Source organism: Aureimonas ureilytica (assembly GCF_001475935.1).
Taxonomy (GTDB): domain Bacteria; phylum Pseudomonadota; class Alphaproteobacteria; order Rhizobiales; family Rhizobiaceae; genus Aureimonas; species Aureimonas ureilytica_A.
On the sequence record NZ_LDQA01000008.1, the window covers coordinates 105,992 to 129,123 of the forward strand.

Here is a 23,132-nt window from a genome sequence, read left to right on the forward strand (position 1 = left end):
CATCGCCGAAAGGGAGCGCCGCATGGCTTCGAAACGCCTGACCAGCCATGATGTCGCTCGCCGTGCCGGGGTCTCGCGCGCCACCGTTTCGCTCGTGCTGAACCGCTCGGACAGCGTCACCATCGCCGCCGAGACGCGCGAGCGCGTCTTGAGGGCGGCGGCCGAGCTTGGCTACAAGCCCAATTCGGCGGCGCGGATGCTGGTCAGCGGCCAGAGCGAGACGATCGGCCTCGTCGTTTCCGATCCGTCGATCCTTCTGGTGGACCAGTTCGTCACTCGCGTTCTCTACGGGATCGAGAAGGCCAATCGCGAACTCGGCTTCCATGTTCTGGTGGAAGGGCTGGAAAGCGGCGGCCGAGGCGGAACCTATGACAATCTCGTGGAGTCGCGGCGCATCGACGGGCTGATCGTGGTCAATCCCCGCGCTGGCGACGAAGCCTTGATCGCGCTGATCGAAACCGATTTTCCTCTCGTCCTCATCGGCTCGGTGCGCCACCCCGCCGAAGTCTCCGTGACCTTCGGGACGCGCGGCGTGTTGAGCGAGGCGGTGGATCACGTGGTGGGCCTCGGCCACCGCCGCATCGGCGCCATCACCTTCGCCCCGCGCGGCTTCGTGGCGGCCGACGCGCGGCTGCGGGCGCTGGATGCCGGCTTGCGAAAGCACGGGCTGACACTGGAGGAGGACGCGATCGAGGATGGCGCGTTCAGCCCCGAGAGCGGCTATCTGGCCGGGCTGGCGCTCTTGCGCCGCCGCCCCGACCTCACCGCGATCTTTGCGGGCAACGACACGATCGCCATCGGCCTGCTCAGCGCCGCGCGCGAGCTGAACCGCGATGTGCCCGGCGATCTGTCCATCGTCGGCTTCGACGATCTGCCCTTCGCGCGCTGGCTGACGCCCTCGCTCACCACGATCCGCACGGACGGCGTGCGCCAGGGCATGATTGCGACCGAGATGCTCTTCGCCCGTCTCAACCGCCGCGCGCTGGACGAGCCGCGCGTCAGGCTGGAGCCGGAATTCGTGATCCGCGGCTCTACCCGACCCGTGCGCTGACGCGCGTCCGCCATGGAAATCACACGGCGTCCTCGCTATACTTAGCTAAGTTAACTAAGGAGCGCGCCATGCAAGTGACCGTTCATGCGGCCAAGACCCATTTGTCCAAGCTGATCGAAGCCGCGCTGAACGGCGAGGACGTGGTGATCGCGCGTGGGCGGCGGCCGGTGGCGCGCATCGTGCCGATCCCGCAGCGCCCCTTCACGATCGGCTTGCTTCGCGGGCAGGTGGCGGGCTCGGGGCCGGATTTCTTCGAACCCATGACGCCGGAGGAACTGGCGCTCTGGGAAGGGGAGGCATGAGATCGGTCCTCCTGGACACCCACGCCTGGGCCTGGTCGTTGACGGGCGACGCGCGCTTGAGCGATACGGCCACGCAGGCCCTGACGGAGGCTGAGGCCGTCTTCGTCAGCGCGATCAGCCTTTACGAGATCGGCCAGAAGGTGCGCCTCGGGAAATGGCCGGAGATGGCCCCCTTCTTGCCCCGGCTGATCGATCTGGCCGGCGAGCAGGGCGCGCAGCTTCTGGCGCTCTCGGCCGAGGCCTCGCTCCTCGCCTCCACCCTCGCGTGGGATCATCGCGATCCGTTCGATCGGCTGATCGGCGCGAGCGCGCTTCAATCCGGTTTGGCGCTCGTATCGGCCGACACGGTCTTCGACGCCTTGGCACGCGAGCCGCGCTGGCCCGGCCGCGTCTGGTGAAGCGCGCTGATCGCCTTGCATCGGTGCGCGCGAGCGGCCAGAAGCCAGTCGCGCCGCATCGCCTTCGAAGCGGGGATCGGGGGATGACACGTGGCGGATGGTTGGTTCTGGCTGCTTCTTGTGCCGCTGCTCGGCACCGTCGCCTGGGTGGACGCGCGTACGGGCCGCATTCCGAACGCCTGCAACGCCGCGATCTCCGCGCTCGGCCTCTTCGCCGCGCTGGAGATCGGAACGAGCCTGGCCACCGAACGGCTGATCGACGCCCTTGTGGTGGGCCTCGTTCTTCTCCTTCTGCGCGCCGCCTACCGGCTTTGGCGCGGGCGCGTCGGGCTGGGGCTGGGTGACGTCAAGTTTCTGGCGGCCGCGACGCTCTGGACGGGGCTCGGCGCCCTGCCGCTCGTGCTCCTTCTCGCCTGCCTTTCGGCGCTGGGCATGGTGGCGGTGCTGAAGCTCGTGGGACATCAGGTCTCTGGCGGAATGCGCCTTCGCTTCGGCCCGCATCTCGCCGGAGCGCTCGGCCTCGTGCTTCTGATCGACCGGCTTATCGCTTGACGGCGACCGCGGCCGGAAGGGCCGTTGCCAGCCCGGCGCAGAAGGCATCGTCCGATGGCTCAGCCCGCCCCGGCGCGCCGACCTCATAGGGCGGGCGCAGCCATCTGACGATCCGCAACGCGCCGCCATCCGGCCCTTCGAAGCGCAGGAAGGCGTGGCGCGCGGCCGCCACGCTGCCATCGGCGCGTTGCAGCGCCGCCTCCACCATGAAGTCGGTGCGCGGGCTTGCCAACTGCCAGCGCGCGAGCGCCGGCTGTTTCAGCACGTCCGCCGTCAGCAGCCCGGCGGTTGCGCCCGGTGTCTGCGACAGATCCAGCCCGGCGCGCGGATTGGCGACGGTGAAGAGGGGGCGCAGGCGCGCGACCAAGGCCGGCATTGCGGAGGGAAGGCGCGCGATCTCCTCCACATCCACGAAAGGCCGGTTGGCCGGCCCCCAGGCGAGGCCCGCCTGTCGATATTGCGCGCGCTCGCCGATCCCGTTCTCCTGCGGCGCGTCGTCGGGGTCGCGAAAGTCGCCGATCTCGTCGGCCAGCCGGCGGGCCGTTTCGCTATCCAGTCCGGCGGCCTGAAGAAACTCGCGCAGCATGGGCACGGACGCGCCGTTGAGATCGATCAGCGCGCCCTGATCCACCGCCCGCACGGTAAGCGTGCCGCCCTGCGGACGATGGCAGATGAGGGGAATGCCATCGACGGGCAGCGGCAGCGGGGGGAGGGGCGCGGCTTGCACCTTCCCGCCCGAGAGCGCGGCAGCGACGAGATCGGCCTCGCTTGGCGCTGCCACCTTGGGCGGGCGCAAGGCATCGGCCGCATAGAGCGCGACGCCATCGATCTCGGCCTGTGCGCGCGCCATTTCGCTGAGATTCCCGGTTTGCAGGGTCAGGATGCGGGCGCGCAAGGCGAAGCTCGCCGCAACCGCGACGAACAGGAGCGCGGCGAGAAGCACCGACAGAAGAACGAATCCGGCTTCACCATCACTGGCCTCGGCGTCGTCCGTCCGGGTTCCGGGCCGCGGCGAAAGGCAGGCCATGAGGAGACCGACAAACCTCGAGCGCCCCGCCACCGAGCGACCCGGCGTATCGGGGGAGCGTGGGGAACGCCGCAAGATCACGGCCGCCTCTAGCGCGTGATGCGCTGGACCGTGCTGGGGCGGCCTTCGTCCAGCCCGAGCCGGGCGAGATTGTCGCGGAACTCGCGGGTCACAGCCTCGGCCTCGCTGCCATTGCGCATGACGCGGGGGCGGATGAAGATCACGAGTTCAGTGCGCTTCTTCACGTCGCTTCGGTTGCGGAAGGCCGCGCCGATCACCGGCACGTCGCCGAGCACGGGCACCTTGTCGTCGCCCTTTTCGCGCGAGTCCTGCACGAGGCCGCCGAGCGCGATGCTCTGCCCATCGTCCACCGCCACCGTGGTCGAGACCTTGCGCTGGCGGATCGTGGGCGAGTCGATGCCCGAGGAGGTCGTGCGCACGACATCGCTCACCTCCTGCTCGATATTGAGGAGGACATGGCCGTTGGAATTGATGCGCGGCGTCACCGACAGGATCACGCCCGTGTCCTTCATCTCGACGCGGTTGACGATCGGCGCGTCGATGGAAGCGGAGGTCGCCGTCGCCGTCTGCGTGACGATCGGCACCTGATCGCCGATCTGAAGGCGCGCGGTGCGGTTGTCGAGAACGGTCAGCGTCGGCGAGGATATGACCTTGACGTTCGTGACGGCGGCGAGCGCGTTGATCACGACCTGGAAATTCGCCTGAGCCAGCATGTAGGAGAAGCCCGGCGCGATGGCCGCGACCGCGCCGCTGGCGGCGTCCGACAGCTTCACCTTGCCGCCGCCCCCATGCTCGAAGAACCAGCGCAGGCCGAATTTCAGCTGATCGTTCAGCGTCACTTCCGCGATCACGGCTTCGATCAGCACCTGATTGGCCATGCGGTCGGACGAGGTCAGGATCGGCAGGAGCCGGTCGTATTGCGCCTTGGTGGCCACCACGATCAGCGCGTTGTTGGGCTCGTCGGCCACCACCGCCATCTTGGCCGCGCCGAAGGCGGGCGTGTCGGCTGCCGCGATTCCGCTGATGGCGCCGGCCGCCGCCCCGTCGCTGCCGGTGTCGGAATCGCGAAGCCCGACGCTGGAGCGCAGCGCCGTCATGCCGCTGGCGACGCCGGAGGACTCGATGCCCGACAACATGCCTTGAACGATGGTCGCGAGTTCCTTGGCCGGTCGGTTCTCGACCTTGTAGACGAAGGTCTGCTGGCCGTTGGCCGAGGCCACGTAGTCGAACTTGGCGACGTAATCGCGCGCCCGGTCGAGAAGCCGCCGGTTGGCCGCGATCACCAGGATCGAGTTCAACTCGCGGCTCGGCACGAAGCGAACGGTGCCCTGGGCCGGTCCTTCCGCGCCGCCGTAGACGGCGTCGAGTTGCTTGGCGATGGCGTTCGGATCGCCGCCGCCGGACAGCGGGAAGATCGCGGCGGATTGATTGCGCATTCAGTCCACGTCGAACAGTTCGATCGCGTCCTGCATGGAGCGGATCTGGTCGTTGGTGCCGTTCAGGATCAGAATGTTGCGGGTCGCATCCGCGCGCATCACGCCATTGGGCGAAATGGGCTTCAGGATGCGCTCCATTTCGAGCGCGGAGACGAATTTGAGCGGCACGATGCGCGCGCCCGTGCCGACCTGAAGATCGCCCGGCCGGGACATGCCGACGCTGCCGGTGTGAATGGCGTCGGTGTCCGACGTGATGGAATAGGTGTCGCCCTGCTTGGCGATCGCGAGGCCCTTGGCGGCGAGCACGGACTGGAAACTATCCACAAGCGCCTGTTTCGAAACGGGCCGCGCGGTTTGCAGCGTCACCGTGCCCGACACATTGTCGCCCATGGCGAAGGTCCCGCCCAGGATTTCCACGAAGATGGCATTGGCGGCCGTGCGGATCGGCACGTCCACGAGGTTCAACGTCACCTTGTCGCCGGACTGGGTATAAAGGCGCGGCGAGGCCGGGCCGCCTGCCGTGCCGCCCGAGAGAACCACCTCGGAGGGCGCGCGGCGGAAGGACGAGCCGAAAATGCCTTCGCGCCGGCTGGCGCGCGGCTTGCCGAGCGAGCGCGTTGCCTCCAGCCCACTGCGCACCTCGGTGGTGCGCGTGCCGGGCGCGGTGGCGGTGGTGCATGCGGAGAGGAGCTGCGTCAGGGCGAGAAGCGTCAGGCCGGAACGCCGCAGAGTGCTGCCCCGTCCCCCAGTTCCGATCCGCGCCCATAGTGCCATGTCGATCATTCCAGGAGCGCCGACCGGCCCTTGGAGAAGCCGGCGGACGCGCTAAGCGATAGGTTAGCCGACCATTAACCATTCAAAATGGATCGAACCTGTCGGGGTCCTGCCGCTGCGTCACGGGCGCGGTGCGGCGTCGAGCGGCTGACGATTGGCGCGCTTGTCCGGCGGCAGCGCCGTCGCCATCGGGCGAACGACGAGCGTCGGGACGCTGCGGCGATCGCCGGCTTTCAGCCCGATGTCGATGCGCACCAAAGCCGGCGGCGCGCCGTCCCGCTGCCACGCCGCGCGCCAGAGCGGGACCCCATCCGGGCCCGGCTCGCCATAGGCGAAGCGGAGAGAGGCGACATCGGGGATCAGGACCGTGCGGCTGGCCGCGCGCGACAAGTCTCCCGAGGCGATGGCTCGGCGCTCCACGAGATCCAGCCCGCCCTGCGCGCCGGGCTCCAGCGCCAGTGTGATCTCGTTCAGCCCGCCCACTTCCAGAAGCGGATCGGCGGGCGCCAGGAACGCCAGCGTCTCGGCTTGGCCGCGAAAAGGCGCGCCGCCGACGAGCCTGAGATCGGCCACCGTTTCGCTGAGCGTGCGCCGAAGATGCTCACGTACGGCCGTCAGTTCCGCGCTCCGGTCGATACGCGTGGCGAGCGGGGCCATGCGCGTGATCGTCCCGACACCCTGCCCGATGAAGAGGGCGATCAGCGACAGGAGCGCGAGCCCGACCAGAAGCTCGACCACACTCGTGCCGGCGTCGCCGCGCTCCATGCCCTCGTCAGCGGCCATCGCCATCTCGCGTGAGGATCAGGGTCGAGAGGAGGGAAGGTGGAGCGTGGCGCTCGCCCTTCGGCCCGACGCCGACCGAGAAGCGGAACAGCCGCGGCGCACCGGGCGGCGGGGGCAGGCCGGCGCTCCGGACGGGCGTAAGCTCCGTCCACCAGACCCAGCGTCCTTCCGTGCCCTCGCGTCGACCGGGCGTTGCGGGGTCGGCGGCACGGGCTTCCTCCATCAGCCGAGCGGCGATGTCGAGCTGCGCCTCGTGCGCCGCACTGGCGCCCCAGGCGAGGGTCGTGCCGGAAAAGGCGCGCATCATCGCAAGCGTGATCAGCGACAGGATCGCGAAGGCGACCAGCGCTTCCGCCAGTGCGAAGCCGGCGTCTCCGGCGGTTTCGTCCTTTGTCTGCGAAGGCGCGTCGCTCACCGCGCGGCCCTTTGCACAGCGCCCGTCAGCCAGTTCACCTCCACCATGCGCCGCAGGCCCGCCCCGGCGATCTCGACCTTGCCCCCCGTCGAGCGTCCGTCCGGCAGGAAGGCGATGGTCGCCTCGCCCGTGCCGGCGCGCCCGGCCTCGCGCGCGGTGGTGAGTTGCAGCGTGATCCCGTCCGGCAGCGGAAAAGGCTGAGCGCCCTCGCGCCGCCAGAGCCGCGCCGCGCCATCGAAGGCTAGGCTGCGCATCCGGCCCGAGCGCATGGCGTCGAGCCGCGTGCTCTGGAGATCGGCCACCAGCCGATCCTCCGTCGCCGCCACCATGCGCGCCGGGCGGTTGCCGGCCAAAGCGTAGGACGAGCCGGCGGCGACAAGCGCCATGATGGCGAGCACCACCAGCATCTCGACCAGCGTGAAGCCCGCATCGCTGCCGCGCGCGTTCATCGGATCGCGAGATCGTTGACGGAAAAGATCGCGCTCATGATCGACAGGATCAGGCCGCCGACGAACAGGCCGAGACACCCGGTGATGACGGGCGTCATCACGGCGAAGAGCCGGCCGATGCGGGTTTCGACGGCTTCCTCGTGCAGTTCCGCGGCGCGGATCAGCATGTCGGGCACGCGGTTCACCTCTTCGCCGACCGCGATCATCTGGAGCGTCAGAGGGGAGACGGGCTCAAGCTTCGAGAGGGCGGCGGCGAGGCGCGCGCCCTCCGGGATGCGCCGTGCGGCGTCCTCCAGCGCGCGGCGGAAGACGAGTCGGCGCGCCACCGGGCGCGTTGCGGCAATGGCCGCCGGCAGGCCCACTTCGGCCCCCAGAAGCGTGCCGAGCGTGCGGCACAGACGCCCCGCCTCGATGCCGATGAGGACGGGGCCGATCAGCGGCGCGCGCAGGAGCGCGCCCTCGCGCCAGTCCGCAAAGCCCGGCCGACGCCACAGCGCGACGAGGCCGGCCAGAGCCCCGCCGAGCCCCAGCGCCAGCGCCAGCCCATGTTCGGTCACGAGCGCTTCCAGATTGCGCGTCAGCGCGATGACGCCGGGCGTCTCGACGCCGGGCTGATCGAACAAGGGCTCCAGCGAGGGCACGAGCACCCCGACCACAAGGCCGACGATGCCGAGCGCCATCACGAAGAGCAGCGAAGGGTAGATCAGCGCCGAAACCACGGTCCGCCGGATATCCTCGGCGCGGGTCAGCGATACGGCGAGATCGGCCAGCACCTTGCCCAGCGTGCCGGTCAGCTCGCCCGCCGCCGTCACCTCCACGACCTCGCGCGGGAAGATCTTGGGATGGCGGGCAAAGACGCGCGACAGCGAGATGCCGGACAGAACGTCGGCGAGCACCTTGTCCAGCGTCGGGCGCAGGGCTTTGGGCGATTGGCGGATGGCGAGGCGCAGCGCGCGGTCCACCGTCAGCTCCGCGCCGAGCAACGTCGCCAGATCCTTGACGAAGGCCAGAAGCTCGCCGCGCTTCACGCCGCCGGTGCCGAAGAGATCGCGCTGCCAGATGCTGTCCTTCTGGGCGACGGGCTCGACTTTGAGAACGCGTAGGCCGCCCGCACCGGCCAAGGCGGTGGCCCGCGCGCGGCTATCGGCCTCGACGCGGCCACTGCGCTTCATCCCGCGCTCGTCCAGCGCCTCGAAGCGGAACCAGGTCACAGCGCGTCCCCGCCGCCCAGATGTCGCAGCACTTCTTCCAGGCTCGTTTCCAGCGCCAGCGCCTTGTCGATGCCATTGTCCAGAAGCGTCTGCATGCCGCGCTCGCAGGCAGCCGTCTCGATTTCGCGTTCGGGACGCTCGGCCGCGATCATGGCCGACACGGCGCGATCGATCTCCAGCCCTTCGGCCACCACGGTTCGCCCGCGATAGCCCGTGCCGTTGCAGGCGGGGCAGCCGACGGGATGGGCGAGCGCGATCGGGCCTGCGCCTTTCAAGGCCGGGCGCGCGCGCTCCAGAACGACGCGCTCGGCGAGGCTTGCCGGGCCTATTTGGCGGCAATCCGTGCAGAGAAGCCGAAGCAGACGCTGGGCGACGACGCCGTTCAACACGGCGGCTAGAAGATAGGGCTCGACGCCCATATCCACGAGACGCGTGACGGCGGCGGCGGCGGAGTTGGTGTGCAGCGTGGAGAGCACCAGATGCCCGGTCAGCGCGGCCTGCACGGCGATGCGCGCGGTTTCGCCGTCGCGGATTTCGCCGACCATCACGATGTCGGGGTCCTGGCGCAGAATGGAGCGCAGCGCGGCGGCGAAATCCAGCCCGATGGCCGCATGGGTCTGAACCTGCGTGATGCCCGACATGCGATATTCCACGGGGTCTTCCACCGTCACGATCTTGGTGGCGGTCGTGTTGAGCCCCTGAAGCAGCGTGTAGAGCGTCGTGGTCTTGCCCGAGCCGGTCGGGCCGGTGATCAGGAAGATGCCGTTCGGCCGGTCGGCCATAGCGCGGATGCGCGCGCTCAAGGCCGGCGAGAAGCCGAGCGCGTCCGTGCCGCCCTCCTTGCGGGACTGGCCGAGAAGACGCAGCACCAGTCCTTCGCCATGGGCCGTGGGGAGAACCGACACGCGAACGTCCACCTCGCGCCCGCGATCCACCACCTTCATGCGCCCGTCCTGCGGCAGGCGGCGCTCGGCGATGTTGAGTTCGGCGAGGATCTTGATACGCGTCGAAAGGCCGGCATGAACGCTTTTCGGCAGGGTTTCGGGGCGCACCAGAACACCGTCCACCCGGAAGCGCGCAGTGAGATCGGTCTCGCCCGGCTCGATATGAATGTCGGACGCGCCCAGCTCGAAGGCCGTGCGCAGTAGAGACTGCGCAAGGCGGATGATGGGTGCCTGGCGCGCGGCGTCCTCCAGGCGCTCCGTGTCGCTGCCGAGACCGCCTTCCGCCCCGTCGTCCAGCGCCTCGGCCCCGTCCTCGCCGAAGAGACGACGCAGCGCCGCTTCGAACTGGCTCGGGCCGATCAGCCGGAAATCCGCACCGCCCAAGCCATAGGCGAGCGCGCCGGTGAGGTCGGCCTGAAATGGATCGACCAGCGCGAGGCAAACGGGCGGGCCGCCTTTCACGGCCAGAACCCGCGCGCGGCGGCAGTAGTCGCCCGGCAGCTGCTCGGGCAGAACGGGCTCGGCGGGCAGGTCGTCGGCGTCCACGGCGGGCAGGCCGGTATAGGCGGAGAGCGCCTCGATCAGATCGGCTTCGGATAGAAGGCCGAGTTCGGTGAGCACGATGGGGAGCGAGGTCTGCGTGGCGAGGGCGGCGCGCGCGCGGTCCGCGCTGATGGGTTCAAGCCGGCCCGTGCCCTGAAGGTGCTCCAGAAAGCCGAGCGCGCTCAAGGCATCGGCCGCGCGGCCGGCCTTGCGCTTGTCGGGCGCGGGCGAGCCGGGCCTTTTCTTCGATCCCCAAACCAGCATGGCCGTTCCGTCCCGTGCCGCCGGCAAAGACCGGCCCGCTCGAAAGGGAGCGGGGCGGGTCAGAGGCGCCGGCCCCTTCGACACAACAGGAGTTTGCTTAACAATCCGTAGACGGCTGCCGGATAGACTGCGGATCGAACCGAAGGGAAGCCAGGCAGGCGAAGGCGAAGCGCAAGTGGTCGCACAGGAGAGCAAGCACGAGGCGCTGGCCGGGACGTCGCTCGCGGAGCGCGCGCGCGAGGCGCTCGGCTGGTGGCGGGACGAGCTGGCCGCGATGGTGCCGAACGCCCTGCGGGCGCGAAAGGCCGGTCGGCGCGCGGCGATCGACTGCGTGCTCCTGCCCGACGGGCGCGCGGCCGTAGCGCTGGCCGAGCCGCGCAAAGGCGCGCTGCCCGACCCGGCCGAGGCGCTGGCGAGCGGCCCTACGCTTGTCGCCCGGTTGCGCGCTTTGGCCGAACTTGCCCCGGAGCGCACCGTTCGACTTTCGGTGCCGCGCGATCTCTGCTTCATGCGCCGCACGCGCCTGCCGGCGCGCGCCCTCGGTCATGCCGGCGCGATCCTGCGCCACGAGGCGGAAGGGCTGATGCCCTTCGCCCCGGCCGAGATTCTCGGCGATTGGTATGTCGAGACCGAGGACACGGACGCGCGCGAACTCAACATCGTGCATGTCGTGCTGGCCCGCCCGCGCATCCGCGCGCTGGAAGAGGCCATTGCGGAAGCGGGTTTGACGCTGGTGCGGATCGGCGTCGGCCATGGGGAAGGCCGGCCGGTGCCGGTGGACCTTCTCTCCGTGGACGATCCGAGCCTGCTCGCCGGCGTGGCCGCGCTTTCGCCCTTCGCCAAGCTCGCGGGCGGCGCGGCGCTTCTGATCCTTCTCGCGACGCCCTTTCTGGCGATCGGGCAGCAGGAGGCCGAACTGGACGCGCTTCGCGCCGCCCGCGCCGCGTCGCCCAAGCCCGCCGTCGCCGCGCTGTCGGCCGGGGCCGTCGCGGATTTTCTGGATGCGCGCGCTTTGCGCCCGCCGGTGGCCCAGGTCCTCGATGATCTCGCCCGCACGCTGCCACGCGACGCCGTCCTGAGCGATCTTAAGCTCGAAGGCGATCGGCTGACCATCGGCCTGCAGGGCGCGGAGAGGGCGCGCGCGGCACTGCGCGACAGCGCGCTCTTGGCTCCCGCGCCGGGCGACGCCGCGCCGGGCCAACTCGCCTTCACGCTTCGGGCGCTGGATGCGTCCGGCGGTGAGGGCTCCCAGCCATGACCGCGCTTCGTCTTCCCGCATCGCCGCTGGCGCGGCGTGGCCTCGCGCTCCTGATCCTTCTCATTCTTGTCTGGATCGTCGCGCCGATCTTTTCCGGCCCGCTCGACCGCTGGCGGGACAACCGCGCGGCGCTGGAAACCGAGCGGCTACTGACCGAACGCCTCCAGCGGCTCGAAGCGCGCCGTGCGGCGGTGAGCGCGCTCGCAGCGCGCCCCGATGCGCCGCTTCTCGTGGCGGCGGACACGGCCTCGGCCGGCGGCCGCTTCAGCGGCCGGGTGTTCGAGGCGGTGCCGCCCGAGGCGATGCGGTTGGAGCGCATCGAGATGGACCCGGTGGACGAGCGCCCCGGCGCGCTGATGCGCGCGCGCATCGCCTTCACGGCGACGCAAGGCGGGCTGCAAACCTTCCTCGCCGCCATCGAAACCCGCCCGCCCGTCTTGCGAGTGGATGATCTCGCGTTGGCCTCGCGGCGCGAAGCGGACGGGACGATCCTTCTGTCAGGCACGGCCAGCCTGTCCGGCGTCGCGCTGATCCGGCCCGCGCCGGCGGGGAAGCAGCCATGAGTTCGGTGGTGGACGAAACGGACGGCGCGGGCGCATTTGCCGACCCTGCGCCGAAGACGCTCGGGCGCTTCGCCGGCATGGGCGCGGCCGAGCGCAGCGCCGCGCTGGCGCTCTGCACCGCGCTCGCTCTAGCGACGCTCGCGCTGACCGACCCGGCTTCCAGCAGTGGTGAAGGCCAAGCGCCGGCGCTGCTCCGCCAGAGGCCGCCGCTCGTCGGCGGGCCGTTCATGGCCGCGCCTCCGTTCGACCCCGAGCGCCGTGCGCTTGATGGGCCGGGTCGCCTGCCCAGCGAAGCGCCGGTGCAAGCCGAAGCGCCACCCGCCGCCCCGCCGCTGGTTCTGGCAGGCATTCTATCGAGCGGCGACACGCGCAAAGCGCTATTCGCCGGCATGGACACTTGGCTGCCCGAGGGAGCGGACGCTTTCGGCTGGCATGTGGTCGAGATCGAGCCGCGCCGTGTCACCGTCCGGCGCGGCGCGGAAGAGCGTATCCTCAATGCCAGCGACGCATTGCGGCCCTGACGCGGCCGGTTCGGCGATCTGCCGTGCATTGCCAAAGGGGCGCGTTTCTTCGCGTGATCGCGCGCCTCGTTTCGAGCCCGCTTTTGTTGCATCTCAAAGCGTTGACATTTTCGGCATCGGCGAAAAATAGGCGGCAAAATGTCACTCGTGCTTCCCCGCGAAGCGACGGGACGCAAGCTCAGAGACCGCCATGGATCAGATCAACCGGAGTGACAATTTGGCTTCGAGCGGAGACAGCGGGTCCGGCGCCGCGCCGCGCCAGCGCTCGAACACGCTGCGCCGCGTTCTTCTTCTCGCCGGCCCGATCGTTCTGATCGCCGTCGCGCTTCTCCTCTACTTCCGGGGCGGCGGCACGGTGAGCGAGGCCGATTCCTATATCGGTGCGCCCAATGTCGCGATCACCCCTGAAGTCGCGGGTCAGGTGGTCGAGGTCGACGTGTCGGAGAACCAGCGCGTGGCCGACGGGGCGGTCCTGTTCCGGCTCGACCCGGAGCCCTACCAGATCGCCGTGGATCAGGCCAAGGCGCAGCTTCAGCAGACGGAAGAGAAGTTGAAGGGGCTCGTGCTCACCTACAAACAGGCCGAGGCCGAGGTGCAGCAGACCCAGGCCGATGTCACCTACGCGCAGCAGCAGTTCGACCGAGCGACCAATCTCGCGCAAACGGGCGTCGGCACACGCCAGGAGGCCGATTCCGCGCGGCGCGACCTGCGCGTCGCCAAGGATCAGCTGGTGGCCGCGCAAGCCTCCGCCAGCTCCACGCTGGCCCAGCTTGGCGGCTCGGCCGACACGCCGCTCGAGGCGCAGGCGACCTATCTGGAAGCCAAGGCGGCGCTCGAAAGCGCGGAACGCAACCTGCGTCTGGCCACCGTCACAGCCCCCTTCGCCGGGATCGCCACGCAGGTCGACAATATCGCCGTCGGCTCCTACCTCACGGGCGGCAAGCCCGCCTTCACGCTGGTCTCGACCGAGGCCTGGGTGGACGCCAACCTGAAGGAAACCGACCTCGTTCACGTCAAGGTCGGCGACGCCGTCGATGTCGTGGTGGACAATTACCCCGATCTCGTTTTGAAGGGCCGCGTGCAGAGCATCGCGCCCGCATCCGGCTCGGTCTTCTCGCTGCTCCCGGCGCAGAACGCCAGCGGCAACTGGGTGAAGGTCGTTCAGCGCATTCCCGTGCGCGTCGCGCTGGAGAACGTGCCGGACAATATCGTGCTGCGCGTCGGCGCGAGCGCCACGGTCTCGATCCAGACCGGCTACCATCGCACGGCGGGAACCCTCTGGGAGGATATCAAGGGCGTGGTCGGCCTATGAGCGCGCCCGTCGCCCCGGCGCCGGAGGACATCACGCCGGGCGAGCGCGCGGCGATCACGGCCTGCGTCATGATCGCGACCCTGATGCAGGCGCTCGATTCCACCATCGCCAATGTCGCGCTGCCCTATATGCAGGGCTCGCTCTCGGCCACGAGCGACCAGATCAACTGGGTGCTGACCTCCTATATCGTGGCGGCGGCGATCATGACGCCGACCACGGGCTGGCTGGAGCGCCGCTTCGGTCGGCGTCGCGTCTTCATCATCTGCATCATCGGATTCGTCGCAGCGTCCATGCTCTGCGGCACGGCGACGAGCCTCACGGAAATGGTGCTGTTTCGCCTCGTGCAGGGCATCTTCGGCGCGCCGCTCGTGCCGATCGCGCAGTCGACCCTTCTCGACACCTATCCCGTCTCGACGCGCGGACAGGCCATGGCCGTGTTCGGCCTGGGCGTCATGCTCGGGCCGATCATCGGGCCGACGCTGGGCGGCTGGCTGACCGAATATTACGACTGGCGCTGGGTCTTCTATGTCAACGTGCCGATCGGCGTGGCGGCGCTGGTGCTGGCGCTCGGCTTCCTGCCCAAGCGTGGCACAGATCCTTCGGCCCGGATCGATCTGTTCGGCTTTGCGACGCTGGGTCTGGCGATCGCCGCGCTTCAGCTCTTCCTCGATCGGGGCGAACAGCTCGACTGGTTCTCGTCGCTCGAAATCCAGGTCGAACTCGCGCTCTTCCTTCTGGGGCTTTATCTCTTCGTGGTGCATACGGTGACGGCGCGTCGCGCGACCTTCGTGGATCGTCGCCTCTTCACCGACCGGACCTTCGTCGTCAGTCAGTTGCTCGTCTTCATTGTGGGCGCGGTGCTTCTGGCGACGCTGGCTCTGCTCAGCCCCTATCTGGAAAACCTTCTGGACTATCCCGTGCTCACGGCCGGGCTGGTTCTGGCGCCGCGCGGCATCGGCACGATGATCGCCATGGTGGTGGTGGGCAGGCTGATCGCGCGGGTCGATGCGCGCGTGCTTCTGGGCTTCGGCTTCGGGCTGACCGCCTATGCGCTCTACGAGATGAGCCTTTATACGCTGGATGTGTCGGAGGCGACGATCATCCGCACGGGGATCATCCAGGGCTTCGGGATCGGCTTCGTCTTCGTGCCGCTGTCCACGGTCGCCTTCGCCACACTGCCGTCCGAGCTGCGCACGCAGGGCACGGGCTTCTACAGCCTGATGCGCAATATCGGCTCCAGCGTCGGCATTTCGATGATGACCTTTCTTCTGACGCGCAACGGCCAGATCCTGCACGCCTCGCTCGGCGAACATGTCTCGCCCTATGCGCGCGGCGTACAATGGCTGGGCGATACGCTGGACCTGACGACGGAGCAGGGGCGCGCTGCGGTGAACGCGCTGGTTGGGCAGCAGGCGGAAGTGATCGCCTATGCCGATTGCTTCCGGTTGATGATGGCAGCGAGCCTCGTGGCGCTGCCGCTTCTGCTTCTGCTCAAGGTGCCCGACGCCGGGTCCGCTCATAAGCCGGCCATGGCGATGGATTGAGGGAACAGTTGCCTTCGAAAGACATCGGCCCGCAGGGGCGGGCCGACGACTGTCGTCATCGCGAGGAAAGGGTGAACCCTTTTCGCGTCAGGCCGGAACGGGCTTGGCGCCGCGCGCGGTCCGCAGCGCGTAGTAGAGCGCGCCCGAGATGGCGACGCCGAAGAACCAACCATAGACACCCCACCAGCTCGGCATGATCGAGGTCAGGCCCGGCAGGATGGAGGAGAAGAGAATGCCGACGCCCGCGGCCAGAAGGGCGTTGCCGTGCCAGCCATTGCCGAAGCGGAATTCGCCATGCTCCTGGTAGAGCGCGGCGACGTCGATCAGGCCCCGACGGATCAGGTAATAATCCACCATCATGACGCCGAAGATCGGGCCCATCGTGTTGCCGATCATGTTGACGAAATGCGCCGCGCCCCCTTCCCACGGGGCGAAGGGATAGAGCACCAAGGCGATGAAGGCCGCGATATAGCCGCCCTTCTTGAAGTCGATCTGGCGCGGGAAGACATTGGCGAAGTCGAAGGCCGGCGAGACGAAATTCGCCACGACATTGATGCCGAGCGTCGCCACCGCGAAGGTGATGGCGGCGAGCAGCGCCAGAACCCAGCTGTCGAACTTGGCCGAGATCTGGTCGGGATGCAGCAGCACCTCGCCATAGACGTTGAAGGCCGCGATGGTGGTGACGCCCGCCACCAGCGAGAAGAGAATGAGATTGACCGGCAGGCCCCAGAGATTGCCGATCGTCAGCGAACGCTCGCTCGGGCAATAGCGAGAGAAGTCGCAGAAATTGAGATAGAGCGCCGAAAAGTAGGTGACCCAGATCGCGGCGACGGCGGCGAGCGCGGCGAATGAGCCTGGCACGCCGGGCACGCCCGCATCCTTGGTCTTCTCCAGAAGCACGTCCATCGGGATCGTGTGATGGAAGGAAAAGCCGCCGGACTTCACCACCAGATAGACCGCCAGCAGCAGCATCATGACCCAGACGGCGGGGCCGGCCCAGTCCTGGAACTTGCGCACGGTCTCCATGCCGTTCTGAATGATGAGGAGCTGGAGGCCCCAGATCACGACGTAACAGATGAGTTCCAGCGTCGAATGGCCGAGCATGTGGCTCGACTGGTGGAACTGGAGGAGGCTTTCGTTGCGGATCAGAAGCGCGACGATGGCGCCGGAGGCGGCTGCCGTCTGCGCGCCGTACCAGAAGCAGGCGACGATGGCGCGCACGATGGCCGGGAAGTTCGCGCCCCAGATGCCGAAGGAGGCGCGCGCCAGAACCGGGAAGGGAACGCCGGTTCGAACACCCGCGATGCCCACCATATGCATCAGGCAGAAGATGATCAGCGAGCCGATGCCGATCGCCAGCAGGAAGTTGACGAAGCTGCCGCAGAAGAGAAACAGGCTGGCGGCGAGATAATAGCCCCAGAGGCTGTGAACGTCCGACGTCCAGACGTTGAAGATCGAGAAGGCCCCCCAATTGCGCTCCCGCGCGGGCGCCAGATCCTCGTTGATGAGGTCGGGTGAAGCATTTGGAATGGGGTGCACGTCTGGTCCTCCTTGCATGGTCGCGGCCAGCCGACAACCCCCGTGCGGCCGCGCGCAGATGCTCGCGCTATCGAAAGGACTTGGCAACCATCACGCGCGCGTTATCCGTTGGAAGACTGAGTGGCCGAGACCGGGAGGCTCGGGCGCGAATGCGCCAGCGACCGCCTCGTCTCGATCCGCTCGTCAGCTCTCGGGCATCTCCCCGATGGCCGATGCCCCGAGCCCATCCACGAAAATGTCGAGAAGCCGGATCGCATTGGCTTCCCAGCCGGGCTGACGACCCATCATGGACAGGCCCACCATGGCTTGGAGCACATCTTCCGGCCCGACATCGGCCCGGATCGCACCGGCCGCCGAGGCGCGCGACAGAAGCGCCTCCAGCGCGCGTGTCAGATGCGCGAAGGAGTAGGCGTAGATTTCGCTGGAACTGTCGATCGCAAGCGCCAGCGCCGTCAGCATCCCGCGCTTGGTCGCCGCCATGCCGACGCCGGCGTGGAGCCAGAGGCGAAGCGCTTGGATCGGCGGCTCGCGCTCGCAAAGCTGGGCGGCGAGGTCCACCAGTTGCTCGACCTCGCGCCGATAGACGGCCTCGAACAGCGCCTCGCGCGTCGGGAAATGCCGGTAGAGCGTGCCGATGCCGACACCCGCGCGCCGCGCCACGGCTTCCAGGCTCGCCTCCGGCCCCCCGGCGCGAAACACCTCCGCCGCCGCCAGCAGCAGACGCTCGCGGTTCTTCACGCTGTCGGCGCGCGGCTTGCGGGCGGGAGGAGTTGTCAACGGACGATCTTGGGCCATGTCGAATCTAGAACGCCTCCAGCCTTGAAAGCGGAGGGTGCCTCCGTATAATATTCAGGGAGACGAAGGACCGAGCCTCGAGTCGCTCTTCGCCCGTCGTCGCCTTCGCTGCGTGTCCGGTCTCGGGGCGCGGCCCCGTTCTTCGGTTCGACATATCACTGAAAAGGTGACGGCATGAACCCGACACTTCAACTCACCATCAATGGCGAGCGGCGCGAGATCGCGCTGGACGATCCGCGCGTGACGCTGCTCGATCTCCTGCGCGAGCGGCTGGATCTCACCGGCACCAAGAAAGGCTGCGACCGGGGCCAGTGCGGCGCCTGCACGGTGCTGGTGGACGGCAAGCGGGTGAACAGCTGCCTTGCGCTGGCGATCAGCCTCGACGGGGCCGAGATCACGACGATCGAGGGGCTGGCGGTGAACGGCGCGCTGCATCCCGTGCAGGCGGCCTTCATAGCGCATGACGGGTTCCAGTGCGGCTATTGCACGCCCGGCCAGATCATGAGCGCGGTCGGTCTCATTTTGGAGGGGCAGGCGGGCGACGATCCCGAGCGCGTGCGCGAGGGCATGAGCGGCAATCTCTGCCGCTGCGGGGCCTATGCGGGCATCGCCGAGGCGGTGATCGAGGCGCAACGCGCGATGAGCGCGCCCGCGCGGGAGGCTGCCGAATGAACCGCTTCGATTATATCAGGCCGCAGACCATCGCGGAGGCCGTGGCGGCCGCGTCCGAGCCCGGCGCGGCCTATCTCGCCGCCGGCACCAATCTTCTCGACCTCATGAAAGGCGGCGTGTCCTGGCCCGCGCGCGTCGTGGACATCACGCGCCTGCCGAATCTCTCCGAGGTCGAGACGCTGAGCGACGGAGCCACGCGCATCGGCGCGCTGGTGCGCAATGCCGATCTTGCCCATGACCGCGCCTTCGCCGCGCGCTATCCGGCCGTGGCCGAGGCGCTTCTTTCGGGCGCGTCGGCCCAGCTGCGCAATGTCGCCACGGCAGGCGGCAATCTTCTGCAACGCACGCGCTGCCGCTATTTCTACGATACGGCGAGCGCCTGCAACAAGCGCGAGCCCGGAACGGGCTGCGACGCGCTGGGTGGCGAGAACCGCGCCCATGCGGTGCTCGGTTGGAGCGACCATTGCATCGCGACCCATCCTTCCGATTTCTGCGTGCCGCTGGCAGCGCTTGGGGCGGTGGTCGAGATCGAAGGCCGGGGCGGGCGGCGCGAGGTGCCGCTCACCGAGTTCCACCTGCTGCCCGGCGACAGGCCGGATCGCGAAACGGTGCTGGAGCCGGGCGAAATGATCGTGGCGGTGCGTCTGCCGCCCGAGGCCGCCGCTTTCGCCGCGCATTCGCGCTATCTGAAGGTCCGCGAGCGCACGTCCTACGCCTTTGCGCTCGTCTCCGCTGCCGCCATGCTACGGCTCGACTGTGGGCGGATCACGGAGGCGCGCGTTGCGCTCGGCGGTGTCGCGCTGAAGCCTTGGCGCGCGCCGGAGGCCGAAGCGCTTCTCGTGGGCCAGGAGCCGAACCGTGAGACGTTCGAGCGCGCGGCCGAACTGGCGCTCCGCGAAGCCCGCCCCTCCGGCGACAATGCGGCCAAGATCACGCTCGCGCGCCGCACGCTCACCCGCGCGCTGCAACTTGCCGCAGCCGGCACGCCAGAGCGCCTACCCGCGCTGCCGGCCTCCGCCTTCGCCAGCTCGTCCTCCGAGGTGTCCCATGTCTGAGATCGCTCCGACCCGCGAAGCCCGCCACACGCGGCACGGCTCCAGTATCGGCCAGCCCATGACGCGGCGCGAGGGCGTGCTGAAGGTGACGGGCGCGGCGCGCTTTGCCGCCGACAACCATCCGCCGGGAATTCTCTATGCCGTGCTCGCCGTCTCGACCGTGGCGCGCGGGCGGCTAGTGTCGCTGGACCTTGCCGCCGCCAAGGCCCATCCCGGCGTGGTCGATGTGATGACGCACGAGAACCGCCCGGCGCTGGCCTCGGACCCGGACGAGAAGTCCAACCCGTTCATGTTCCGGCTGGATCTCCTGCAGAACGATCGCGTCCGCTATGCCGGCCAGCCGGTCGCGGTCGTGATCGCCGAAACGCTGGAAGCGGCGACGGAGGGCGCGGCGCTTCTCGCCCCGCGCTTCGAGGCAGAGACGGCCCGCGTCGGGCTGAATGGGGCGGAGGTCTTCGCGCCCTCTACGGTCGGCGTCGGCAACCCGCCCAAGGCCGAGAAGGGCGATGTCGAGGCGGGCCTCAGCGCTGCCGCGCATCGTGTCGAGGCGACCTATGAAACCCCGGCCCAATATCACAATCCGATGGAGCCGCACGGCGTCGTGGCCGTCTGGGAGGGCGACCGGCTCTCGCTCGACATGCCGAGCCAGGCGCTCGTCATGGCGCAGGGACGGCTCGCCGGGCTCTTCGGCATTCCGCCGGAGAATATCCATATCCGCAGTCCGTATCTCGGCGGCGGGTTCGGCTCCAAGGGCTTCCCGGCCGGGCCGCAGGTGCTCGGCATCATGGCCGCGAAGCTGACCGGGCGGCCGGTGAAGCTGGTGGTGAAGCGCGAGCAGATGTTCGGCCCCGTTGGCCACCGCGCGCCGACGCGTCAGCGCATCCGCATCGGGATGGACGAGACAGGGAGCCTTACCGCCATCGAGAACCATACGCGCACGGCGTCGAGCACCTATGACGACTTCTTCGAAGCCGCCGCCGATGTCGCGCACACGCTCTATGCCAGCCCCGCCATCCGCACGAGTTACGAGGCCGTGCGGCTGGACACCGGCACGCCGCTCTTCATGCGCGCGCCGGGCGAGGCGCCGGGCTCGGTCGCGCTGGAAAGTGCCATCGACGAGGCGGCACAAGCCGCGGGCATGGACCCGCTCGCGTTCCGTTTGAAGAACTATGCCGAGGTCGAGCCCATCTCCGGCAAGCCCTTTTCCTCCAAGGCGCTGCGCGAATGCTACCGTCAGGGGGCGGAGCGCTTCGGCTGGGACACGCGTCCGCTGGAGCCCCGCGCGATGTGGGACGAGGCCGGGCGCTTGAGAGGCTGGGGTGTCGGCACGGCGACCTTCCCGGCGCTGATGTTCCAGGCGAAGGCGCGCGCCACGATCCGCCGGGATGGCAGCGGCCTCATGGAAACCGGCGCGCACGATATGGGGCAGGGGGCCTGGACGGCGCTGGCGCAGATCGCCGCCGACGCGCTCGGCCTTGACATCGACGCCGTGGAGTTCCGCGCCGGCACGTCCGACCTGCCCGATGCCGGCATTGCCGGCGGCTCGGGCCACACGGCGACCGCCGGCATGGCACTACATCAGGCCGGTGCCAACGCCATCGCCAAGCTTGGCGAACTTGCCGTCAACGACGAAGCCTCGCCGCTCTTCGGGGCCGGCAATGTCGGCACGGTCGCGCGCGGCGGCCGGCTCGTCAGGCGCGACGACGAAAGCCGGGGCGAGAGCTTCTCGGATATTCTCGCGCGCGCCGGTCTCACCCATATCGAGGCGGAAGGGGCGGCGCAGCCGGACGGCGCGGCGCAGGAGGCCTATGCCATGCACGCCCATGGCGCGGTCTTCGCGGACGTGTCCGTCGATCCCGATCTCGGCCAGATCCGCGTCACCCGGCTGGTCGGGGCCTTCGCGGCCGGGCGCATCATCAATCCGCGCATGGTGGAAAGCCAGCTTTTCGGAGGCATGATCTGGGGCCTGTCCTTCGCGCTGCACGAGGAGGGCGTGAGCGACCCGCGCACGGGCCGGGTGATGAACGCCGATCTCGCCGAATACCAGATACCCGTTCAGGCCGATATTCCGGCCATGGAGGCGATCCTGGTGCATGAGGACGATCCGCATGTGAACGCGCTCGGCATCAAGGGCGTCGGCGAAATCGGCATCACGGGCACCGCCGGGGCCATCGCCAACGCCGTCTGGCATGCGACGGGCCGGCGGCTGCGCCGCTTCCCGATCCGCCTGACCGATCTCCTGGATTGAAGGAAGGGCGCGGGGATCGGCCCGATCCGATGCCCCGCGCCTCTCGCGTCTTGCGCAAGGTCGCTTTGTGCTGGCAAAGCGGGGTGACGCGGAAGAGGGAGCCCCCGGCATGACCACAGGACAGGAACTCGCGGGCGTGATGCGGTTCATCGACCGGCCCGAATGGGGCAGCCTGTTCGAGGAAGTGCTGACAGAGCATATGGGCTCGGCGCTCGACACCCTGCGCCTCGACTATGACGATCTGGAAACCGCGCTCGGCCCCGATCTGGGGACCGCGCTTTGGGACTGCGCCTTCGAGGATTTCCTGACGCGCGAGATGGGCGACGACGGCCGCAATCTCACCGACACCTATCTCAAGAAGCGCGGCTGGAAGGAAAGCCCGCGTGCCAAAGCCTATATCGCGGGCATCCGTTCGTCGCGGATGGGCCTCTACGAGCTGAGCGAGGTCGTGCCGGGCGAGTCCTTCCGCGCTCGGGATTGCCTCCTGGGTGGCGAGCCCGTGCAGGTGTTCGAGCGCGGCGCCGAACTGCCGATGCCCTTGCAATCGGGGGACCGGATCGCCGCGCGCCTCGTCCGGCTGAACGACCGGCTCGTTCTGGCAAGCGGGCTCCTGCCCTGCCGCGACGAGGTCGCGGCTCGAATTCAGGATCGTTTCGCGGAGCCGGACACCGCGTCCGACCGCGCGCAAGCCACGCCGACGCAGGAGCATCCGAAGGACGATAGCCCGGATGCGCTCGCACCGTTCATCACGCATGTCTGGCTGCTCGACATGCTGCCGCGCGTCATCGACCAGCTGCGGACGGCCCGCAACACCGATGGCGAAGAACCCCTCCTTCACGAATTCCGATACCCGCTCGCGCCCGGTGCGCGCATGTCGGAAATCGCCGCGCGTCTGAACGCGGCGGAAGGGCTGACCCCGCTTCGCCCGAAGGTCTGGGGCTCGCTCGCAACCGTCCCTGACACGGCCACCCCGCTGGAAATCTCGACCGAGATCGACGCCGGGAAGGGGCGGATCGCTCTGGTCCAGATCACCCTGGAGGAGCGCGTCGTCGTGCTTCTCAGCCAGTCGGCGGCACGCGCCGAGCAAGGCGCCGCGCGTCTGGAAGAGGCGGTGGGAGAGTTTCTGCTGGTGCCGACGATCTTCATCGAACGCCATTATGCCGGCCTTGGAGATATCGAAGACCTGTCACAGGACGATCGGACCGGGCGCGTCCACGGCTTCCTCACTGAGTTTCACCGCCGGGCGCTGGACCGGCCCGTGGCCGCCCTGGGCCATCAATCGCCCCGCGCGGCCGCCGCCAGTGAAGACGGGAAGCGCCAGTTGGCCGACTGGCTGAAAGGGTTGGAGGCGCATTCGGCCAAGGCTCGCGACCCGAAGCAGGCCGCAGCAGCCTACGATTTCGGTTGGCTCCGCCATGAACTGGGTTTGGACGCGCCGAAAGGCTAAGGGCTTCG

General features: G+C 68.8%; 23 protein-coding genes. 13 read left to right on the forward strand and 10 right to left on the reverse strand.

Annotated features, from left to right (window positions below):
- Positions 1–22 precede the first annotated feature (22 nt).
- The 4 genes from NS365_RS02755 to NS365_RS02770 all read left to right on the forward strand — a co-directional run bounded on the left by NS365_RS02755 (position 23) and on the right by NS365_RS02770 (position 2,303).
- Positions 23–1,051: a LacI family DNA-binding transcriptional regulator gene (locus tag NS365_RS02755; protein WP_058598748.1), complete on the forward strand. Its 1,029-nt coding sequence runs from the start codon at positions 23–25 to the stop codon at positions 1,049–1,051.
- Between the two features lie 68 nt (positions 1,052–1,119).
- A complete protein-coding gene (locus NS365_RS02760) occupies positions 1,120–1,353 on the forward strand; it encodes a type II toxin-antitoxin system Phd/YefM family antitoxin (protein ID WP_058598749.1) in 234 nt (77 codons plus the stop codon).
- Positions 1,350–1,751, forward strand: a complete 402-nt coding sequence (locus NS365_RS02765; RefSeq protein WP_058598750.1) for a type II toxin-antitoxin system VapC family toxin — start codon at positions 1,350–1,352, stop codon at positions 1,749–1,751. Before NS365_RS02760 ends, NS365_RS02765 begins: the two co-directional genes overlap by 4 nt.
- A 90-nt stretch (positions 1,752–1,841) precedes the next feature.
- Positions 1,842–2,303, forward strand: coding sequence for a prepilin peptidase (locus NS365_RS02770; RefSeq protein ID WP_058598751.1), 462 nt, complete (start codon positions 1,842–1,844; stop codon positions 2,301–2,303).
- On the opposite strand, the gene NS365_RS02775 is transcribed toward NS365_RS02770, so the two are convergent.
- The 8 genes from NS365_RS02775 to NS365_RS02810 form a co-directional block, all read right to left on the reverse strand.
- Positions 2,293–3,405, reverse strand: a complete 1,113-nt coding sequence (locus NS365_RS02775) for a type II secretion system protein GspK (protein WP_153003626.1) — start codon at positions 3,403–3,405, stop codon at positions 2,293–2,295. The two genes, NS365_RS02770 and NS365_RS02775, sit on opposite strands and share 11 nt — an antisense overlap.
- A 14-nt stretch (positions 3,406–3,419) precedes the next feature.
- Positions 3,420–4,787: a type II secretion system protein GspD gene (locus NS365_RS02780; protein ID WP_058598753.1), complete on the reverse strand. Its 1,368-nt coding sequence runs from the start codon at positions 4,785–4,787 to the stop codon at positions 3,420–3,422.
- Positions 4,788–5,561 (reverse strand): secretin N-terminal domain-containing protein, encoded by a 774-nt coding sequence (locus NS365_RS02785; protein WP_193753367.1) that lies wholly within the window; start codon positions 5,559–5,561, stop codon positions 4,788–4,790. It lies immediately after the preceding gene.
- A 120-nt stretch (positions 5,562–5,681) separates the two neighbouring features.
- Complete coding sequence (locus tag NS365_RS02790) at positions 5,682–6,344, reverse strand: hypothetical protein (RefSeq protein WP_058598755.1); 663 nt, start codon at positions 6,342–6,344, stop codon at positions 5,682–5,684.
- Positions 6,334–6,759 carry a PulJ/GspJ family protein gene (locus tag NS365_RS02795; RefSeq protein ID WP_058598756.1) on the reverse strand — a complete coding sequence of 142 codons (426 nt, stop codon included), beginning with the start codon at positions 6,757–6,759 and terminating at the stop codon, positions 6,334–6,336. The genes NS365_RS02790 and NS365_RS02795 overlap by 11 nt, the downstream gene beginning before the upstream one ends.
- Complete coding sequence (locus NS365_RS02800) at positions 6,756–7,208, reverse strand: GspH/FimT family pseudopilin (RefSeq protein WP_058598757.1); 453 nt, start codon at positions 7,206–7,208, stop codon at positions 6,756–6,758. The genes NS365_RS02795 and NS365_RS02800 overlap by 4 nt, the downstream gene beginning before the upstream one ends.
- Positions 7,205–8,419: a type II secretion system F family protein gene (locus tag NS365_RS02805; RefSeq protein WP_244498337.1), complete on the reverse strand. Its 1,215-nt coding sequence runs from the start codon at positions 8,417–8,419 to the stop codon at positions 7,205–7,207. The genes NS365_RS02800 and NS365_RS02805 overlap by 4 nt, the downstream gene beginning before the upstream one ends.
- Positions 8,416–10,170, reverse strand: a complete 1,755-nt coding sequence (locus NS365_RS02810) for a GspE/PulE family protein (protein ID WP_058598758.1) — start codon at positions 10,168–10,170, stop codon at positions 8,416–8,418. Before NS365_RS02810 ends, NS365_RS02805 begins: the two co-directional genes overlap by 4 nt.
- Positions 10,171–10,345: 175 nt before the next feature.
- Here NS365_RS02810 and NS365_RS02815 point away from each other — a divergent pair, with 175 nt between their 5' ends.
- The 5 genes from NS365_RS02815 (at position 10,346) to NS365_RS02835 (ending at position 15,368) form a co-directional block, all read left to right on the forward strand.
- On the forward strand, positions 10,346–11,428 hold the full coding sequence (locus NS365_RS02815) for a hypothetical protein (RefSeq protein ID WP_058598759.1): 1,083 nt from the start codon (positions 10,346–10,348) through the stop codon (positions 11,426–11,428).
- Entirely contained in the window at positions 11,425–11,991 is a 567-nt protein-coding gene (gspM, locus tag NS365_RS02820; protein WP_058598760.1) for a type II secretion system protein GspM, read from the forward strand. Before NS365_RS02815 ends, gspM begins: the two co-directional genes overlap by 4 nt.
- Positions 11,988–12,512 (forward strand): hypothetical protein, encoded by a 525-nt coding sequence (locus NS365_RS02825; RefSeq protein ID WP_058598761.1) that lies wholly within the window; start codon positions 11,988–11,990, stop codon positions 12,510–12,512. Before gspM ends, NS365_RS02825 begins: the two co-directional genes overlap by 4 nt.
- Positions 12,513–12,702: 190 nt before the next feature.
- Positions 12,703–13,824, forward strand: a complete 1,122-nt coding sequence (locus NS365_RS02830) for an HlyD family secretion protein (RefSeq protein WP_058598762.1) — start codon at positions 12,703–12,705, stop codon at positions 13,822–13,824.
- Positions 13,821–15,368 carry a DHA2 family efflux MFS transporter permease subunit gene (locus NS365_RS02835; protein ID WP_058598763.1) on the forward strand — a complete coding sequence of 516 codons (1,548 nt, stop codon included), beginning with the start codon at positions 13,821–13,823 and terminating at the stop codon, positions 15,366–15,368. Before NS365_RS02830 ends, NS365_RS02835 begins: the two co-directional genes overlap by 4 nt.
- Positions 15,369–15,455: 87 nt before the next feature.
- Here the strand turns inward: NS365_RS02835 and NS365_RS02840 are convergent, their stop codons facing one another.
- Together NS365_RS02840 and NS365_RS02845 are read right to left on the reverse strand one after the other, a co-directional pair.
- Positions 15,456–16,907: an NCS1 family nucleobase:cation symporter-1 gene (locus tag NS365_RS02840; protein WP_244498338.1), complete on the reverse strand. Its 1,452-nt coding sequence runs from the start codon at positions 16,905–16,907 to the stop codon at positions 15,456–15,458.
- Positions 16,908–17,090: 183 nt separating this feature from the next.
- Positions 17,091–17,684 (reverse strand): TetR/AcrR family transcriptional regulator, encoded by a 594-nt coding sequence (locus NS365_RS02845; RefSeq protein WP_244498339.1) that lies wholly within the window; start codon positions 17,682–17,684, stop codon positions 17,091–17,093.
- Positions 17,685–17,876: 192 nt separating this feature from the next.
- Here NS365_RS02845 and NS365_RS02850 point away from each other — a divergent pair, with 192 nt between their 5' ends.
- The 4 genes from NS365_RS02850 (at position 17,877) to NS365_RS02865 (ending at position 23,124) form a co-directional block, all read left to right on the forward strand.
- Positions 17,877–18,374 carry a (2Fe-2S)-binding protein gene (locus NS365_RS02850; RefSeq protein ID WP_058598766.1) on the forward strand — a complete coding sequence of 166 codons (498 nt, stop codon included), beginning with the start codon at positions 17,877–17,879 and terminating at the stop codon, positions 18,372–18,374.
- Positions 18,371–19,429 (forward strand): FAD binding domain-containing protein, encoded by a 1,059-nt coding sequence (locus NS365_RS02855; RefSeq protein WP_058598767.1) that lies wholly within the window; start codon positions 18,371–18,373, stop codon positions 19,427–19,429. The genes NS365_RS02850 and NS365_RS02855 overlap by 4 nt, the downstream gene beginning before the upstream one ends.
- Positions 19,422–21,677, forward strand: a complete 2,256-nt coding sequence (locus NS365_RS02860; protein WP_058598768.1) for a xanthine dehydrogenase family protein molybdopterin-binding subunit — start codon at positions 19,422–19,424, stop codon at positions 21,675–21,677. Before NS365_RS02855 ends, NS365_RS02860 begins: the two co-directional genes overlap by 8 nt.
- 109 nt (positions 21,678–21,786) lie before the next feature.
- Positions 21,787–23,124 (forward strand): hypothetical protein, encoded by a 1,338-nt coding sequence (locus tag NS365_RS02865; RefSeq protein WP_058598769.1) that lies wholly within the window; start codon positions 21,787–21,789, stop codon positions 23,122–23,124.
- Positions 23,125–23,132 lie beyond the last annotated feature (8 nt).

Excerpts from the sequence above, each read along its gene's own strand:
- NS365_RS02755 (WP_058598748.1), top strand. The coding sequence starts at position 23 with ATGGCTTCGAAACGCCTGACCAGCCATGATGTCGCTCGCCGTGCCGGG.
- NS365_RS02760 (WP_058598749.1), top strand. The coding sequence starts at position 1,120 with ATGCAAGTGACCGTTCATGCGGCCAAGACCCATTTGTCCAAGCTGATC.
- NS365_RS02765 (WP_058598750.1), top strand. The coding sequence starts at position 1,350 with ATGAGATCGGTCCTCCTGGACACCCACGCCTGGGCCTGGTCGTTGACG.
- NS365_RS02780 (WP_058598753.1), bottom strand. The coding sequence starts at position 4,787 with ATGCGCAATCAATCCGCCGCGATCTTCCCGCTGTCCGGCGGCGGCGAT.
- NS365_RS02785 (WP_193753367.1), bottom strand. The coding sequence starts at position 5,561 with ATGGCACTATGGGCGCGGATCGGAACTGGGGGACGGGGCAGCACTCTG.
- NS365_RS02790 (WP_058598755.1), bottom strand. The coding sequence starts at position 6,344 with ATGGCCGCTGACGAGGGCATGGAGCGCGGCGACGCCGGCACGAGTGTG.
- NS365_RS02800 (WP_058598757.1), bottom strand. The coding sequence starts at position 7,208 with ATGAACGCGCGCGGCAGCGATGCGGGCTTCACGCTGGTCGAGATGCTG.
- NS365_RS02810 (WP_058598758.1), bottom strand. The coding sequence starts at position 10,170 with ATGCTGGTTTGGGGATCGAAGAAAAGGCCCGGCTCGCCCGCGCCCGAC.
- gspM (WP_058598760.1), top strand. The coding sequence starts at position 11,425 with ATGACCGCGCTTCGTCTTCCCGCATCGCCGCTGGCGCGGCGTGGCCTC.
- NS365_RS02825 (WP_058598761.1), top strand. The coding sequence starts at position 11,988 with ATGAGTTCGGTGGTGGACGAAACGGACGGCGCGGGCGCATTTGCCGAC.
- NS365_RS02830 (WP_058598762.1), top strand. The coding sequence starts at position 12,703 with ATGGATCAGATCAACCGGAGTGACAATTTGGCTTCGAGCGGAGACAGC.
- NS365_RS02835 (WP_058598763.1), top strand. The coding sequence starts at position 13,821 with ATGAGCGCGCCCGTCGCCCCGGCGCCGGAGGACATCACGCCGGGCGAG.
- NS365_RS02850 (WP_058598766.1), top strand. The coding sequence starts at position 17,877 with ATGAACCCGACACTTCAACTCACCATCAATGGCGAGCGGCGCGAGATC.
- NS365_RS02855 (WP_058598767.1), top strand. The coding sequence starts at position 18,371 with ATGAACCGCTTCGATTATATCAGGCCGCAGACCATCGCGGAGGCCGTG.
- NS365_RS02860 (WP_058598768.1), top strand. The coding sequence starts at position 19,422 with ATGTCTGAGATCGCTCCGACCCGCGAAGCCCGCCACACGCGGCACGGC.
- NS365_RS02865 (WP_058598769.1), top strand. The coding sequence starts at position 21,787 with ATGACCACAGGACAGGAACTCGCGGGCGTGATGCGGTTCATCGACCGG.